Source organism: Heyndrickxia sp. FSL W8-0423 (assembly GCF_038009395.1).
Classification (GTDB): domain Bacteria; phylum Bacillota; class Bacilli; order Bacillales; family Bacillaceae_C; genus Heyndrickxia; species Heyndrickxia sporothermodurans.
Window position 1 is genome coordinate 1,868,976 of the sequence record NZ_JBBPBE010000001.1, and the last position, 15,974, is coordinate 1,884,949.

A 15,974-nucleotide genomic window follows, 5' to 3' on the forward strand; every position below is an offset into this window, starting at 1 on the left:
GCAGTATATAAAATCTTTATGAACTGAATATGAACTTTTAAACAATGAACCGTTCCTTTCCGCTCCAGGAACCTGCTTTTTCGCGGGGAGGAAGTCGAGTCTCCTCGGCTTGCGCCTGTGGGGTCTCGACCTTTCCTCTATATCCCGCAGGAGTCAGGTTCCTTCCGCTCCAATCCACTCTGTGCTTTATTATGGATGAAAGCAACACTTCTTAAAAAAAGCGGTTTACAAAGAACAAGATAATAGAAAATAAATGTGAAAAGTTGTACTATTTAGAGAAGAAAAGGGGTATGGTATGAATAAAAATAGAATGCTTGTTATTAGTGACATCCATGGTTGCTTTCGTGAGTTTAAAGAATTATTATCGCTAGTAAAATACGATTCTAGTGTAGATCAATTGATACTTTTAGGCGATTACATGGATCGTGGGAAAAATAGCAAAGAAGTCATTTATTTCGTGAAGGAATTAGTAGAGAAGCATAGGGCTGTAGCAATAAAGGGTAATCATGATCAAATGTTTTGTAATTGGTTAGCGGATCCAATTGGTGAGAAGGAAAGATATTTTCGAAATGGAGCTTTAGCAACCATTCAATCTTTCTTGGGGGAGAGCTGCAGTGATCAGGAAGAGGACTCAACCTATCAGGAATGGGCGCGGCAAATCGGAGAAACGCATAAAGAAGTTGTTTCCTTCATCGAGAATCTCCCGTATTTTTATGAAACAGATGATTTCATTTTTGTTCATGCGGGAATCAATCCGGAACATGATGATTGGAAAAAAACGAGTAATCACGAATTCATATGGATACGAGATCCGTTTCTTCAAGTAAATCATTCATTTTCCCGGACAATTATTCATGGTCATACACCAGCAATTTACTTGCATGAAAAGGCAGATGTATATTACGGTAATAAGAAAATAGGAATTGATGGGGCCTGTGCATATGGACATCAATTAAATTGTTTAGAAATAAAAGACGGTATGTTTGAGCAGTATTTTGTTAAGGCAAACGTAGCATCCTGCTAGCATGAATTAAAAAAGCTGTTTACAGAATAAGTAAACAGCTTTTTCTTACAATTGAACTTAATAGCATTATAAAGGAGATAAAAATGATTCGATTTGAACACGTATCAAAGGAGTACCCTGATGGAACGAAAGCTGTCGACGATTTGCATTTCACGATCAATAAGGGTGAGTTTTTTGTCCTAATTGGTCCAAGTGGTTGTGGAAAAACGACGACATTGAAAATGATTAATCGTTTAATTGAGTTGTCACAAGGAAATATTTATATCCAAGAGAAAAATGTAAGTGAGTATGACATCCATTCCTTACGTTGGAATATTGGCTATGTTCTCCAACAAATTGCCCTCTTTCCACATATGACGATTGCAGAAAATATCGCAACAGTGCCGGAGCTGAAAAAATGGAAAAAATCCGATATTAACAAACGGATTGATGAATTATTAACGATGGTCGGCTTAGATCCGGAGAAATTCCGGGAACGTAAACCGGACGAGCTTTCAGGCGGGCAACAACAACGGGTCGGTGTCATTCGAGCACTTGCAGCCGATCCGGATATTATTTTAATGGATGAACCTTTCAGTGCATTGGATCCGATCAGCCGGCAACAACTGCAAGATGATTTATTAACGATGAAAAAACAAATACATAAAACAATCATTTTCGTTACCCATGACATCCATGAAGCATTAAAACTTGGAGATAGAATATGCCTCATGAAAGACGGCACGGTTGTTCAAATTGATACACCTGAACAAATCATCAATCATCCGGCAAATGAATTTGTTCAACATTTTTTAAAAACGGAAAATGATACATCTGAATGGGAAGATGAGCTCGTTGAAAGGTTGCTTCAGTGGATCATTCCTAACCCAACTCCGTCTTATTCGTTGAAAACCATTTCGACACAGGAAAAACTTTCGGCACTTTTATCCATTTTAGCGCGTGATGGTGAAATCGCTGTTGAACACGATAATAAAATAATCGGCACCGTCACAAGCCATACTGTTATCCAATATTTAGCCAGCCTAGAAGAAGGGAGGGCATAATGAATGGAGCAGTTTATACAAGTATTTGAGCAGCGAAAAGGACAACTATTCCAGGCCTTTTTGGAACATCTGCAAATTTCGTTTATTGCACTCCTGATTGCGATCTTGATTGGAATACCCGTAGGGATTTACATTACGAAGCATAGAAAAATTGCGGAAGCGGTCATGGGAATTGCGGCGATCTTTCAAACGATCCCTTCCTTGGCATTATTAGGCTTATTAATACCGTTAGTTGGTATTGGGACAATACCAGCAATTATTGCCCTTGTCGTATATGCGTTATTACCGATATTGCGAAATACGTATACAGGAATTAAAGAAGTAGATGCCTCATTAATTGAGGCAGCACATGCGATGGGAATGAATAACAGAAAACGATTAATAAAGGTAGAGCTACCCCTAGCATTTCCTGTTATAATGGCGGGGATTCGTACGGCTACGGTTATGATCGTCGGAACTGCTACACTTGCAGCATTGATTGGCGCAGGTGGATTAGGAGATATTATCCTTCTAGGTATTGACCGTAATGACCATTATCTCATTATTTTAGGTGCTATTCCTGCTGCGTTACTCGCGATTATTTTTGATGTCGTATTACGTATGATTGAACACTATCCATTCAAGCGAACGTTGCAAATAGGCAGCATTGCTATAGTAGCTGTGCTTCTCATTATCATTATCCCGCAATTAGGAGGAAATAAAGGGGAGAAGCTTGTCATTGCCGGAAAACTAGGAGCGGAGCCTGAGATACTAATCAATATGTATAAACTGTTGATTGAGAAAGATACCGATCTAACCGTGGAATTAAAACCAGGATTGGGAAAAACATCGATGGTTTTTAACGCATTAAAATCAGGTAATATCGATATTTATCCTGAATTTACGGGAACAGCCATTTCTACATTCTTAAAAGAAGAGGCTGTAAGTACGGATGCCGCAGCTGTCTATAAGCAAGCTGAAAAAGGGATGCTTGCAAAATATAAAATGATCATGTTAAAGCCAATGAAGTATAGTAATACGTATGCACTTGCAGTTCCAAATGACTACGCAAAAAACAATAACTTACAAACAATCTCAGACTTAAAAAAGGTCCAAGACCGTGTAAAAGTAGGTTTCACCCTGGAATTCTCCGATCGGGAAGATGGATACAAAGGAATCATTAAGAAATACGGAATAGAATTTCCTCATATGCAAACGATGGAGCCTAAATTACGCTATAACGCGCTAAAGCAAGGGGATATTCAATTATTGGATGCTTATTCGACAGATAGCGAATTAAAACAATATAATATGAAAATTTTACAGGACGATCAACATCTTTTTCCACCTTATCAAGGAGCCCCATTATTAAGGAAGGAAACATTGAAAAAATATCCGGAGTTGAAAGAGATTTTAAATAAGCTAGCAGGGAAGATTACCGAGGATGAGATGCAGGAAATGAATTATTTAGTAAATGTCGATGGACAGTCAGCAAAAATAGTTGCGAAGCAATATTTACAAAAGCATGGAATTTTGAATAAATAAAGAAAAAAGATGGCGAAACGTTTCGTCATCTTTTTTCTTTATAAGTATAATCAAAAATTCTCTGTTTTATTTTTCGTAGGAAGAACTCGATTTTCTATTTTTTCATACATCCCAAGCAACTGCTTAATGAAACCGAGTTTTGGAACGATCCAGTAGGCGATCAATGCAGAAATAATGCCCAAAAGTGCTCCGGTAGCAACGTCAACAGGATAGTGAACACCGACCATCACACGTGAAATAGCTACAAGAATGGCAAGAATAATCCAAAGCCACCATTCCTTTTTCCGTACGAGAAAAAAGGAGAAGCAGATAGAAAAGAAGATAATTGAGTGATCACTCGGGAATGAATTATCAATAGCATGTTCGACTAATTTATTCACGTGTGGCAGTTCAGCAAACGGTTGATGGTGAGAATAAAGTTTACCGGCAATTTTTCCAAGAACCTCGGCTATCACAGTGGCAATAACCGCTTGGATCACCATCATTCGATTCCTCTGTCTTCTCGTAAACCAATGAACAAGAAGGGCCAAAATTAAAAAATATAACATGTATTCAGCTACAAAAACCGCAACCGGTTCGGTAGCAGGTACTTCTTTACCTACATTATTTATTGATCGAAAAACATCAATGTTAATATCCGAAAAAGACATAAGCTAGAATTCTCCTATCATAAAACTTTTAATTTTCCTTAATTCAAAAACATATAATCGTATCTATTTTAACTTACTTTTCGCTTCCTATCTACAAGAATTTAATGGTCTTTTTAATATCTCTGTTAAATAGAAAGTTGATTTTTCGCTCCAATCATCACTTAGCATTAACAAAGTCAAATAAAAGAGGATGCTAGGTTTACCTAACATCCTTCCTTCTTAACAAAATATATTGAAGATAAGCCCGGCGAAGCCTAAGTAGCCAATCAGCTCGCAATGGTTTTTAAGAGGCTGAAAATCTTCAAGGTTGTAAATCATGCAAATACCTCCTTTAAATTATCTATTCGGTTGAATGCGAACGAAGAGATAGCCATTCGCTTAGGTATGGAGGGAGTTTCCCATCGATTGATAAGCTTGCATGGCCCATCTTTAACATGTGAAAAGTTTTGTCTTTACTTGATACTAAATCCATAACCGGCCGTATTTGTTCTGGAGGAACTAGTTTGTCAAACTGTGATCCTACGACTAATAGGTTGGCCTTTATATTGGATAAATTAGCGTCTTTTTCATCGATGACGAGACCTCCGTTGATTAATTTATTGTCTCGTACAAAATCGTTAAACAACTGTTTAAGCGCCGCACCTGAAATAGGGATATGGCTTTTGGTCCAATCATTCATTCTGCTCCATTTCACCGTATATTGGTCATCATATGCCCGATTTAATAGTGATAGGTATGGGGAGAAATAGATTGGGGTGGTGATAAGCCGTATGCCACCTTCTATAAATGGTGAGGGGATAAGACTGATTGAATCGAAAATTGGGTCAAAATTCGTATTTTTTTCTGTCAACGGTTTTTTCCACCGATTAAAATTAGGAAAAACGTGAAAATCGATTGGCGTTAAGGAAAGAATTAAGTTTTTAATCGGTTGATCAGTAACACTTGCATGCATCGCAGCCAATGTTCCACCAAGACAGAAGCCCATCACTGAAATTTCATCCGCCCCAGAGTGAGTTAAAACTCTTCCAACCCCTTTTTCAATGTACTTCGTTACATAATCATTAAGGGTTAATTCTCTATCTTCATAACCAGGGATTCCAAAGTCTAGTAAATATACCTCATAGCCATCATCTAGAAATGCTTGAATTAAACTGTTTTCTGGGTCTAAATCTAATATATCTGGTTGGTTGATTATGGAATAAACAAGAAGTATAGGAATCGAATAATTTTTGATAGGTGGTTCATAGTACCACAAAGTTGCTTTATTTTTTTTCCAAATGGCTTCGCGCGGTACACCTGAGTAAGTGGTAGGATTAGTTAGTGTTTTGCTGAAGCCCGACCATCTTTGAACTTCTTTTTTAGCTTTTTCGATGTATTTATTCATGTTGTTCTACACCTTCAGAGGCTAATTGTTTAAGTTCCTCTAATGATTGTAAAATTGTATTTACTTTTTCATCGATTAGGTCTACTTTTTCTTCGGTTTGGATAGTAATTTTTGTCGCATTGGCTACGTCAGTTTTAGTAGGAAAATTGAAGGGAATTGAGATTGCTTCTATTGAATTTTGTAGTTTACGTATAACTGCAGCGGATACTTTACTATGTGCACCGAATTGTCTTATGATCGCTTCGTTATTAAGCTGTGATTGGATGGCTTGATTAATTTTTGCCTCGAGCAGAAATCCGTTCCTTTTTAAAAGACGATAAATATCTAACGATTGTTTGTTTGCCATGAGTGTAACTCCTTTCTATAAATTTGTTGTTAGTCCACCATCCACTAGCAATAATTGACCGGTAATATAATCGGAAGCTTTGGACGAAAGAAAAACGGCGGCTCCTTTTAAATCATTTTCATTGCCAAAACGTTTAGCCGGAATTTTACTTAATAGTATGTTGGTAGCTTTGTCTAATACTTTTGTTATTTTAGTAGGGAAAAAACCGGGAGCAATCGCGTTTACTTGAATATTATATTGAGCTAGTTTAACGGCTAAGTCTTTCGTTAAGGAAACGACAGCACCTTTGCTCGTATTGTAAGCTACGGAATCAAGAAAAGCTGGATCGGTTCCATAGAGACCGGTAACAGAAGATATATTAATAATTTTTCCGCCACCTTGATCTTTCATGACCTTTGCAACTGCTTGCGAAAAAAAGAACATTCCCTTTAGATTTACATTCATGACTTTGTCCCATTTATCAGCTGGTAAATCAAGTACAGGTGCGATCCAGGATGTTCCGCTATTATTAATTAAAATATCGATTGTTCCAAATTTCCCCATCGTTTGTGTGATGACATTTTCAATATCCTTTTGGTTGGTTATATCACATTGTAAAGCGATTGATTGATATCCTTGTTGATTTAATAAATCGCTCATTTCTTGGCATGCCTGGATATTACGCGAACAAATGACAATATTCGCACCGGCTTCTGCAAGAGCAAGTGCCATTTGTGAGCCTAGTCCACTGCTGCCACCTGTGATAATGGCTGTTTTATTCGTAAGATCAAAAATTTCGGTAATATTCAAATACACCCATCCTTTCTAGGAAACATAAAGAAATTGATTTCTATTTATTATAGATATTTGATAGGGAAAGGTGTGAAAAATGATATTTTCGCCTTCGCCTTATTTCGTACAAATCAGGGGAATTATAAAGTACTATTTATGGGAAGGCTAACAACTGCAGCGATGTTTCGTGGATCGTTTTGTAGAAATTTTAAATGCAAAATCACAAGGGCGGAACATAAACAAAAAAGGCAAGTCTACTATTTTGAATTAATAGGGACCTGCCTTTATTTCCTTTACTCTACCAACTTGTCCATCTACAAGTCTCACTTTTATTCCGTGTGGATGAAAACTTGATTTTGTGAGAATATCTTTAACAATTCCCGGGGTTAAATTTCCGGTCCGTTGATCTTTTTTTAAAACAATACGAACGTGGGTACCAGGTAAGATATCACATCGATTTTGTCCGTTCATTATACTCCTGTTCTTCTTCTTTGATTATTTGTTTTTTTCGTTTGCTGACTTTTCATTTTTTTCGTTGTTGGAAGAGTATTCGTATTTGCTTTCCCAGGGATTGATTGATTTTTTTTATTTTGAAGCTGTTGTTTCATTGCTTCTTGTAGGCTGATTTTCTTTTTTTGTTCTGTATGTTCGTTTTCCATCGTATACCTCCTAAATTATTATTGTTCTAAGTATAATCTATATTTCCTATTGGTTAAAGTGAATTTAGTTTCGGAATCAAGTACGATTTTTTATAAAAAGAGGGAAGCTGATTAGAAATTCGGTTCCTTTGTTTGGCTCACTGTCGATCGTTATTCGGCCTTTATGTTTTTCGATAATTTTATAACTTACCATTAATCCAAGTCCATTTCCGTCATCTTTCGTTGTATAAAATGGTTGACCAATTTTATTCACTTGTTCTTCTGTCATACCAATGCCATTGTCCTTTATAGATGTAAGGACTTGGTTGTTTTTGATTGTTACCGAAATAGTAATCAATCCGCCATAAGGTATAGCTTCAATCGAATTTTTTATAATGTTTAAAAACACTTGTGTTAATTGATTTTTCTCTCCGTAAATATAGATATTTGTAGGATGAAAGTTCATAGATATTTCTATATTTTTTAAAGATGCTTCGGCACCTAGAAGGTGAAGAGCATTATTTAATATATCAATTACATTGCATTCATTAAAATAAACGGCATGTGGTTTGGCGAATACCATAAACTCACTAACAATTAAATTGATTCGATCAATTTCAGATAATATCGTTTTTGAATATAGATATTTTTTATCCTCTGAAAAATGGTCTAATATTTGGACAAACCCTCTGATCGTTGTAAGGGGATTGCGTATCTCATGAGCAATCCCAGCTGCTAATTCTCCTACCATTGAAAGCTTTTCTGTTTTAAGAAGCATTTCTTCTGTTTCTTTTTGATCAGTAATATCATGTTGAATGGCAATATGTTGATAGGTTTTACCCATCCGATCGACAATAGGGACAATCGTTGAGTCCACCCAATAAAAGCTTCCGTCTTTTGCTTTATTTCGTATTTCACCTTTCCACACTTTTCCACTCTTTATATGGTCAACGATATTTTTGAAAAAATTATCATCATGGTATCCGGAGTTTAGCAAATGATTATGATTTTTCCCAATCAGTTCATCAAGTGAATATTTCGTTATGTTACAAAATTTTGTATTAGCGTATGTAATAATATCATCTTTATCTGTAACGGTGAGGATAGTTGCTTCTTTTAGTGCTTTCTTTAAAGCTTTTAATTCAGCGATCGTTATTTTTTTATCCATCATTGCTTGATTAAATTTATTCATATCTTGCTCAAACATTTGTTTACGATTATTGGAAAATAAGGAAGCCCCATAATTAATGAAGGAATCTATTTTTTTTATTATTTGTACAAGTATAATCGAGTGGATGTTCGTTTGTAATAAATACTCTTCGATATAATCTAAAATGACCGATCTGTACTGATTACCTAGAAAGAAGGGAGCGTGGATTTGTATATCAAATTGATCGACCCTTTTGAAGAACAACTGCGACCATTGAACAATTCTTTCAAATGCAGCATGTTCATCGTCATTGAGAGAATTTCCTAGACAGCTGAAAAAAGTAGAATGAATATCACTATATTGATAAGAAGGGTCAGGAATATCCTTTTGGAAGAGTTTTTCTGTTAACAGTTCACTATTATCTTTTAATTTTTGGCCAAAAAGTAAAAAGTGGTTTTCTGTATTCACTGGTATACCACCTCTAATAAAGTAGTCTATTCTTACTATAAATTTTGACAAAAACAATCAAAATTCCTCTTTTTAAAGGGATTTTCTAATAAAATGAATCGTTATCATAAAAAGGAGATTGTTAGGGATACTAGTGAAGGATAATTATTTTTTCCAATAAAAGGGGTGCAATTTTATGCGTAAGGAGATGCTAGTAGCCATCATCCTTTGTGTTTTTGTGTTTCCAACTGAGGTACTAGGTCAAAAGAAGGTTCCTATTTTGGTTTACCATTCCATTGATGTTTATTCGGGACATGGTTCCAAGGAACTTTATGTAACGCCGGATAACTTTGAAAAGCAAATGAGCTATTTAAAAAATCATGGCTATACATTGTTAACTTTTGAAAGGTGGAAAGATATTAAACATGTAAAAAAGCCAGTGTTCATTACGTTTGATGACGGGTATAAAAATAATACAAATGCATATATGATCTTCCAAAAATTAAAAAATGAACAATTTAAACCGGCAGGGACACTTTTTGTAATTTCTGATTTTATCGGTCGTTCCAATCGTTTATCTAAAATGGATTTAATTAAGATGGCGAATTCGGGAATGTTCTCGATCCAGTCACATACATTAACCCATCCGGATTTAACGAAAGCAAAAAATCTGGAATATGAATTAAAAGATTCTAAAGAAAAAATTGAACAAATTACCGGGAAACCAGTCATAGCACTTGCCTATCCATATGGAAAATATAATAAACGAGTAATAGAAGATACGAAAAAATATTATTCATTCGGGCTGACAACAACACCGGAAGTATTTATAGAAAAAGGAGTAGCAAACGAAAACTATCTCTTGCCGCGAATCTATGTAAAAAATTCAACAACACTTACAGACTTTGCAAAGCTATTAGAATAAAAAGCGCCAATAAAAAGTGTCAGGCACCATTTATGCAAAAAAACGCATAAAAATTATAAATTATGTATAAATGGTGCCTGACACTTTATTCGATTGGTATGTCATCGTAGTTTTGGTCGTGGTCGGTTGGGTGTTGTGTTTTTTTTGTGTGGTTGTTGCTTTGTTCTTCTTCTTCGTTTTCGCTGCTTGATTCGTCTGTTAAGGGGTCTTCGGATGACTTCTTTTTAATTTCATCTAAATCTTCTTTAAGATTTTCGATGAGTTCTGCAGGGATGATGCCTTTTCCGTAAGTGGCGCCGATGTTCAATTGTCCACTTAGTTCTTTAATCCCTAGTTGTCCAAAATTGTTGGTTTGTTCATATTTGTCCAAAAGGATTTTTTCAACGTTTACTTTTTGAATAATGATTGGTTGTTGATCGGGTCTTGTTTGCGATGGTTCAGGTCCAATCGGTTGCATACTTGCTTCCATCCGGGCGATTCTATTTTCGAATTCATTCATTTGTTCATATTGATTTTTTATTATGTCTCTCAGGAGGCTGTTTTCCTTTTCTAGCAATTCTAATCGATTTTCCATATCGATTAAATTTTGTTGAAGGGGACTTAATTTATTGGAGATAAACTTGGCAACTTTTGAATAAATATCAATCTCCAGCTGTTTCAGTGTTTGCTTATTTAATTGATTTTGTTCCTTCGTTCGGGAAGTGGACGATTCTCTTTTATTTCCTTCGGCTAATTTCAATAAAGTGGGCTCAAGTTTTACCATTCTTTTCAACTGTGTTTCAATTGTTTTGACTTTCTCAACCTGTTGTTCGATTACATTGATTTTTATTTTAAGCTTTTGAATGTCATCATTATTTTCTTTTTGATTGAAAAATCCTTTAATAGACATAATTTTCCCCACACTTTTTTAAGAATGATGACGAACAACTAATACACTATAATAACTTTTTAACTTCAGATTAAGACAATAGAGAAGGGAGCGGACCCGAATAATTTACGTAATTGGGATATCTTCCTCATTCGTGTACTTTCTCATGTATGTAACGATTAAAAGTCCATTTTCAAATCTTGCATGGATATCTTTACTTTTAGTTGGCTCCGGAAGTTCTATTAACCTTTCAAAATCTCCATATCTCCGCTCATTTCGGATCGTAATTGCGTTCGCAATTGGTAAATGGCATGACCCTTTTACAACTAATTTATTACCGGAGAGGGAAAGTGAAACATCTTCTTTTCGATATCCTGGTAATTCAAGCAAAACGATTATTTGTGTATCCGTTTGATAAATATCCACGATGGGAAAAGTAGAATTTCTTGCATTTGATTTTTTTTCTTGAGGCCCATGTGACAGATGTGATTGTTCTTTCATTAGAGGTTCAAAAGGAGTTTGATTAAATATCATATCCCAAAAGTTCCAGTTTTGGTATTTTTGTGAGATTTCCATCCATTGTTTCAGCTTTTCCAGATCCACTTTTCTCCCCCTAACATGCATGATCATAAGCAGGAACATTATAGTAAATGACAAACCTGACATTTATATATCTTATTAGTAAAATATTTTTTTCATTACCGATAAATGAGGAAACGACTGACGAAGATTCTGTTTTATTACATAAAAGGTCGATCAAGTTAATATTTTCTGTAAAAAAGGAGGTTACAAAAAATGAAGGGAGCTTCCATTAATATAAATATTTTTATGTTAAAAATTAATTCTTTTGAAAATGCATCCGCCGTTAATGTGGGACAAAATTTATTAGCGGATTGGAATAACTCCGATAAGAAAACGCAAGGCTATGGGGTGAACAATGGGGACGATTCAACATTCATCAACCCTCAAAGCTTTGTCGATGACCGAGACCAAATCGATTCCCCGGCATCCTTCAACTCAAGTCCAATCCCCATCAAGAAAGTCTAACGGTGTCAGGCACCGTTCGTGGACAAATGTCCACAGAAGGTGCCTGACACCAAAATAGAAGCCGATTCCACTTATGGGCATCGGCTTCTATTTTGGTAATTGTTATTATTTTATTGAATTACTGGGGCACCCATTAATGATTCGGGTGTTGAGCCTTGAATGAGGAGGCTGATTTTGGCATAGCCGATTCGTTTATAGTCGACAAATACTTGTTTAGCTACATGAAAATTCTCGTCGTCTTTTAATAGTTGAACTTCTTTTTTGTACAAGCGGATAACGGATCCTTGTACAAAATTAGGGGAATAGTGGCTTGGATCCTCATCCATAACTATGCAACCCATAAAGTGATATTTAAATTGCAATGCTCTTGTTAAATTAACAACATGCAATAATTTTTCAAAAAGGTTTGGATAAGTGGTTTGCAATTTTTCAAGACTTTCTTTTGCAGCTTGAATCTCTTCCAAACTTGAAAGTGTAAGCATATTTTCTCCTCCCCTTATAAATCCCAAGGTTTTTCTAGGTTAATGTATCCGGCTAATTCTTTACTTTTTTGTCTTCTTAATTTACGCATTTCCGCTCTTTCTTTCCCTGTGTTATAAAGAAATTTTTCTTCCTCAGTTTCAGGAATAACACCTGGAATTTCTACTGGACGTTTATTTTCATCTAAAGCAACAAAGGTTAAAAAGGCAGTTGCTGCAATACGACGCTCACCTGTCATAATGTCTTCAGCAATAACTTTACAAAATATCTCCATAGATGTTCTGCCAGTATAGGTTACAAATGATTCAACACAGACCGAATCAGTTTGATGGATCGGACATAAGAAATCGATAGAATCTGTTGATGCTGTGACACATTCTTTTACTCTTGAATGACGACGAGCAGACAATGTTGCCGCATCATCTAGTTTTTTCATTAAAATTCCACCGAATAACGTATTATAATTATTTAAATCGCATGATAATACTTGTGCAGTATTAACAATACGGCTCTCTTTAATTTTTTTTGCGTTCATAATATTACTTCCTTTCAATTGGAAATTCTACAAACCGAATTTCTCAAAAGGGTTTTTTCTACCTTCCTATTGTAAGACTCCGATTTCCTTAAGTAAAATGGTTAAATTTTATTCGCTGTATAGCTTTTATCAATGAAACTGCTTACGTCCATGAATCATCTGATACGAATATAGACAACTGAACATCACATTAGTTGAAATTGCGAATTCAAAATCAAAAAAATTCCTAACCAAACGGCTAGGAATTAGAATGAAATATTAAGTTATTTTTTGGAGAGATCAATAGAAAGACTTTCTTTTGTGAATTGGAGCCATTCCCTTGCAGCGAAGGATAAATATTGGTTTTTGTTCCAAATAATCGCGAGTTCCCAACGGATAGAGGGATTAACGACAGTTACGGCCTTTACATTTTTACTAAGATGGCGGCAAAGACTTTCGGGCAAAAGGGATACTCCTAATTTCCAAGAAACCATTTCTTCAATAAATGCCCATTGGGAACTTTTTGAAATAATATGAGGGTTAAAACCTACACTATTGCAAGCAAAAATTATACGATCATGCAAGGCGAAGTCTTTATTGAAGAGGATAAATGATTCTCCCGCCAGTTCCTTTAATTCTACCTTCGATTTTTCTGCCAATGGATGGGACGGATGAAGAATAAGTTTTAAATCTTCTTCCATAAACGGGAACTGATGGAATAACTCGCTATTCGTTGGAAGTACGACTACCCCTACATCTAAAAGATTATTATTTACATCTTCTTCGATTTTCTTTGATCCATCTTCACTGAGCTGAAACGTTATACCAGGATATTTTTCATGAAAAAGTCCGATTAACTGAAGAAGAAATTGCGCATCAAATATTGGTGGAATTCCAATTCGAATATGTCCTTTTTTAAGACCTAAAAGATTATTTAATTCCGTTTCCAAATTATGAAAGGCATTATCTATTAGCTTTGCCTGTTCTAAAATAATTTCCCCGGCATCAGTCAATGTAAGTTTTTTTCGCGATCTATCAAATAATGAAACACCCAACTCTTCTTCTAAATTTTTGATCATTTTACTAATCGTTGGCTGTGTAATATATAAATGTTCCGCAGCAAGTGAAAAACTATTATATTTTGCCACTTCTAAAAAATATTGTAAATGTTTAATATCCAATTAAATCACCACTCATTTCATTACTATATCATATTTTACCCATATAACCGTATTCTCTGACTCGTATCATGCCCATTTCATATAATAATGAATACGACTTCCAAAATTTTTTTGGTTTTTGTCATAACTGTATGTAATATCCTATTTAGTTATTGGTATTGCCTGATATATAATTAAATTTAGATAATTAAATAAGGTACTATTTTTGCATTGCTGAACAATACACGTTTATGAAAAGTACCTATATAATATGAGTTATTTAGAAGGAGTTATGGAATGCGGAAAATTAAAATAGTTACTGATTCGACAGTTGATATGTCTAATGAATTGATTGAAAGGTATGGAATTGAAGTAGTTCCTTTATCATTGTTTATTGATGGGGAATCTTATCTGGACCGGGTAGACATAACTCCTATTGAATTTATTCATAAAATGAGTGAAGCGAAGGAGCTTCCAAAAAGCTCTCAGCCGCCAGTAGGCGTGTTTTTGGAGCTATATGATCGATTGGGCGAAGAAGGCTATGATGTGCTCTCCATTCATATGTCTGGCGGTTTGAGTGGAACAGTGAATGCTGCCGAAAATGCTGCCACAATGTCAAAGGCGAATGTAAAAGTGGTTGATTCTGTCTTTATTTCGAAAGCGTTATCTTTTCAAGTTGTTGAAGCGGCTGTGATGGCGGAAGAGGGGAAGACCGTGGACGAAATTCTTATTAGATTGGAAAAAATACGTTCACAAACGCGACTATATGTCGTTGTCGAAAAGCTTGATAACCTTGTCAAGGGTGGCAGAATTGGGAAAGGAAAAGCATTAATTGGATCATTATTGCATATTAAACCAATTGCCTCATTAGAAGATGGCGTCTATAATCCGATTGCCAATGTGAGAAGCCATACACAAGTTATCAAGCATTTAGTAAAAAGCTTAGTCGAAGATGCGATGGGAAAAACGATAAAAAAAATTGGAATCGCCCATGCAGAAAGCTATGACCTTGTTTCGAAACTAAAGAATGCTATTTTCACCGCAACTGGCTTCGAAAACATCGAAATAGAAATTACCACCCCAATCATCAGCACACACACAGGTGCGGGTGCAATCGGCTTTATGTACTATACAGAATAATACAATTTTCACAAGGTGTCAGGCACCGCTTGTGGACATTTGTCCACAGACGGTGCCTGACACCTTGTGAATCTTTTAACTATTGAAACTTTCTAAGTATTGTATAATATGAAAGATTGCTGATATTAACGGTTATTTCGTCAAGAGGGAGATAAGTATCCATGTATAAATACACCATATGCTTTATTAAAAAAGGCCAAGAACTTCTCATGTTGAATCGACATAAACCAGTATGGATGGGGATTTGGAACGGCGTAGGTGGAAAAATAGAAAAGGGCGAAACACCTTTAGAAGGTATGTTACGTGAAATAGAAGAAGAAACAGGCTTGCAGATCGAGCAGATAGAATATAAAGGTACAGTTACTTGGACAGTAGACGGACACGATGCGGGTGGAATGTATGTTTTTGTAGCAGAGTTGCCTGAAACATTTGATTACTACACACCAGTAAAAACCGATGAAGGAATATTAGACTGGAAGGACATAAGCTGGGTTCTCCATCCTGAAAACTTAGGAATGGCGAATGTGAAGTACTACTTAGAAAAAGTTTTGTATGATTCCGCAATGTATGAACATCACTTTATCTATGAAGATGGAGAAGTGGTGGATTTTAAGTCAGTGGGGATAAATTCTAGGGTTTCTTTATAAAATATCTGAATTTAAAAATAAAATATGAGTAATCCGAAAGTCTTTCATTCTATTTCTTTGTACTCATTATTTCATAATTCTATTTTCATTACGATCCTGTTATTGACAAACCTCGCTACAATGCTATCATAAAAATTGATTGAATAAGATGAAAATTATTCCAATATAGTTTTCTTGATTAATTCCGACTATATTTATTATTGAGAGTTTTAGGTG

The 15,974-nt window shown here is 35.4% G+C and carries 19 protein-coding genes; 7 read left to right on the plus strand and 12 right to left on the minus strand.

Features of this window, described 5'->3' with window-relative positions:
• Positions 1 to 295: 295 nt before the first annotated feature.
• From MKY81_RS09405 to MKY81_RS09415, 3 genes are all read left to right on the plus strand, one after another.
• Positions 296 to 1,024, plus strand: coding sequence for a metallophosphoesterase family protein (locus MKY81_RS09405; RefSeq protein ID WP_108071191.1), 729 nt, complete (start codon positions 296 to 298; stop codon positions 1,022 to 1,024).
• 83 nt (positions 1,025 to 1,107) lie between these two features.
• A complete protein-coding gene (locus MKY81_RS09410) occupies positions 1,108 to 2,067 on the plus strand; it encodes an ABC transporter ATP-binding protein (protein ID WP_108071193.1) in 960 nt (319 codons plus the stop codon).
• 3 nt (positions 2,068 to 2,070) lie between these two features.
• Positions 2,071 to 3,591, plus strand: coding sequence for an ABC transporter permease/substrate-binding protein (locus tag MKY81_RS09415; protein WP_341117627.1), 1,521 nt, complete (start codon positions 2,071 to 2,073; stop codon positions 3,589 to 3,591).
• A 50-nt stretch (positions 3,592 to 3,641) separates the two neighbouring features.
• Here MKY81_RS09415 and MKY81_RS09420 read toward each other — a convergent pair whose 3' ends face one another.
• The 7 genes from MKY81_RS09420 to MKY81_RS09450 form a co-directional block, all read right to left on the minus strand.
• Positions 3,642 to 4,241 carry an undecaprenyl-diphosphatase gene (locus tag MKY81_RS09420; RefSeq protein WP_108071195.1) on the minus strand — a complete coding sequence of 200 codons (600 nt, stop codon included), beginning with the start codon at positions 4,239 to 4,241 and terminating at the stop codon, positions 3,642 to 3,644.
• A 340-nt stretch (positions 4,242 to 4,581) separates the two neighbouring features.
• A complete protein-coding gene (locus MKY81_RS09425) occupies positions 4,582 to 5,625 on the minus strand; it encodes an alpha/beta fold hydrolase (RefSeq protein ID WP_066231419.1) in 1,044 nt (347 codons plus the stop codon).
• Entirely contained in the window at positions 5,618 to 5,971 is a 354-nt protein-coding gene (locus tag MKY81_RS09430; protein ID WP_107919822.1) for a hypothetical protein, read from the minus strand. Before MKY81_RS09430 ends, MKY81_RS09425 begins: the two co-directional genes overlap by 8 nt.
• A gap of 15 nt (positions 5,972 to 5,986) precedes the next feature.
• Positions 5,987 to 6,760: an SDR family oxidoreductase gene (locus MKY81_RS09435; protein ID WP_107919821.1), complete on the minus strand. Its 774-nt coding sequence runs from the start codon at positions 6,758 to 6,760 to the stop codon at positions 5,987 to 5,989.
• A gap of 249 nt (positions 6,761 to 7,009) precedes the next feature.
• On the minus strand, positions 7,010 to 7,213 hold the full coding sequence (locus MKY81_RS09440; protein ID WP_108071197.1) for a YwbE family protein: 204 nt from the start codon (positions 7,211 to 7,213) through the stop codon (positions 7,010 to 7,012).
• Positions 7,213 to 7,401, minus strand: coding sequence for a hypothetical protein (locus tag MKY81_RS09445; protein WP_066231428.1), 189 nt, complete (start codon positions 7,399 to 7,401; stop codon positions 7,213 to 7,215). The genes MKY81_RS09440 and MKY81_RS09445 overlap by 1 nt, the downstream gene beginning before the upstream one ends.
• A gap of 76 nt (positions 7,402 to 7,477) precedes the next feature.
• Entirely contained in the window at positions 7,478 to 8,998 is a 1,521-nt protein-coding gene (locus tag MKY81_RS09450; RefSeq protein WP_341117628.1) for an ATP-binding protein, read from the minus strand.
• A 175-nt stretch (positions 8,999 to 9,173) separates the two neighbouring features.
• Between MKY81_RS09450 and MKY81_RS09455 the strand changes: the two genes are divergently transcribed.
• On the plus strand, positions 9,174 to 9,902 hold the full coding sequence (locus tag MKY81_RS09455) for a polysaccharide deacetylase family protein (protein WP_108071205.1): 729 nt from the start codon (positions 9,174 to 9,176) through the stop codon (positions 9,900 to 9,902).
• A gap of 85 nt (positions 9,903 to 9,987) precedes the next feature.
• Here MKY81_RS09455 and MKY81_RS09460 read toward each other — a convergent pair whose 3' ends face one another.
• Positions 9,988 to 10,791: a hypothetical protein gene (locus MKY81_RS09460; RefSeq protein WP_341117630.1), complete on the minus strand. Its 804-nt coding sequence runs from the start codon at positions 10,789 to 10,791 to the stop codon at positions 9,988 to 9,990.
• A 105-nt stretch (positions 10,792 to 10,896) separates the two neighbouring features.
• Positions 10,897 to 11,373 (minus strand): Hsp20/alpha crystallin family protein, encoded by a 477-nt coding sequence (locus tag MKY81_RS09465; protein WP_341117631.1) that lies wholly within the window; start codon positions 11,371 to 11,373, stop codon positions 10,897 to 10,899.
• 192 nt (positions 11,374 to 11,565) lie between these two features.
• Here MKY81_RS09465 and MKY81_RS09470 point away from each other — a divergent pair, with 192 nt between their 5' ends.
• Positions 11,566 to 11,817, plus strand: a complete 252-nt coding sequence (locus MKY81_RS09470; RefSeq protein ID WP_066230952.1) for a hypothetical protein — start codon at positions 11,566 to 11,568, stop codon at positions 11,815 to 11,817.
• 110 nt (positions 11,818 to 11,927) lie between these two features.
• On the opposite strand, the gene MKY81_RS09475 is transcribed toward MKY81_RS09470, so the two are convergent.
• The 3 genes from MKY81_RS09475 to cidR all read right to left on the minus strand — a co-directional run bounded on the left by MKY81_RS09475 (position 11,928) and on the right by cidR (position 13,992).
• Positions 11,928 to 12,299 carry a hypothetical protein gene (locus MKY81_RS09475; protein WP_341117632.1) on the minus strand — a complete coding sequence of 124 codons (372 nt, stop codon included), beginning with the start codon at positions 12,297 to 12,299 and terminating at the stop codon, positions 11,928 to 11,930.
• Positions 12,300 to 12,313: 14 nt separating this feature from the next.
• On the minus strand, positions 12,314 to 12,832 hold the full coding sequence (locus MKY81_RS09480) for an acyl-CoA thioesterase (protein WP_066230958.1): 519 nt from the start codon (positions 12,830 to 12,832) through the stop codon (positions 12,314 to 12,316).
• 263 nt (positions 12,833 to 13,095) lie between these two features.
• On the minus strand, positions 13,096 to 13,992 hold the full coding sequence (gene cidR / locus MKY81_RS09485; RefSeq protein ID WP_108071215.1) for a cidABC operon transcriptional activator CidR: 897 nt from the start codon (positions 13,990 to 13,992) through the stop codon (positions 13,096 to 13,098).
• Positions 13,993 to 14,268: 276 nt separating this feature from the next.
• Here cidR and MKY81_RS09490 point away from each other — a divergent pair, with 276 nt between their 5' ends.
• Both MKY81_RS09490 and MKY81_RS09495 read left to right on the plus strand, forming a co-directional pair.
• Positions 14,269 to 15,111, plus strand: coding sequence for a DegV family protein (locus MKY81_RS09490; protein ID WP_341117633.1), 843 nt, complete (start codon positions 14,269 to 14,271; stop codon positions 15,109 to 15,111).
• Between the two features lie 161 nt (positions 15,112 to 15,272).
• On the plus strand, positions 15,273 to 15,758 hold the full coding sequence (locus MKY81_RS09495) for an NUDIX hydrolase (protein ID WP_108071219.1): 486 nt from the start codon (positions 15,273 to 15,275) through the stop codon (positions 15,756 to 15,758).
• Positions 15,759 to 15,974 lie beyond the last annotated feature (216 nt).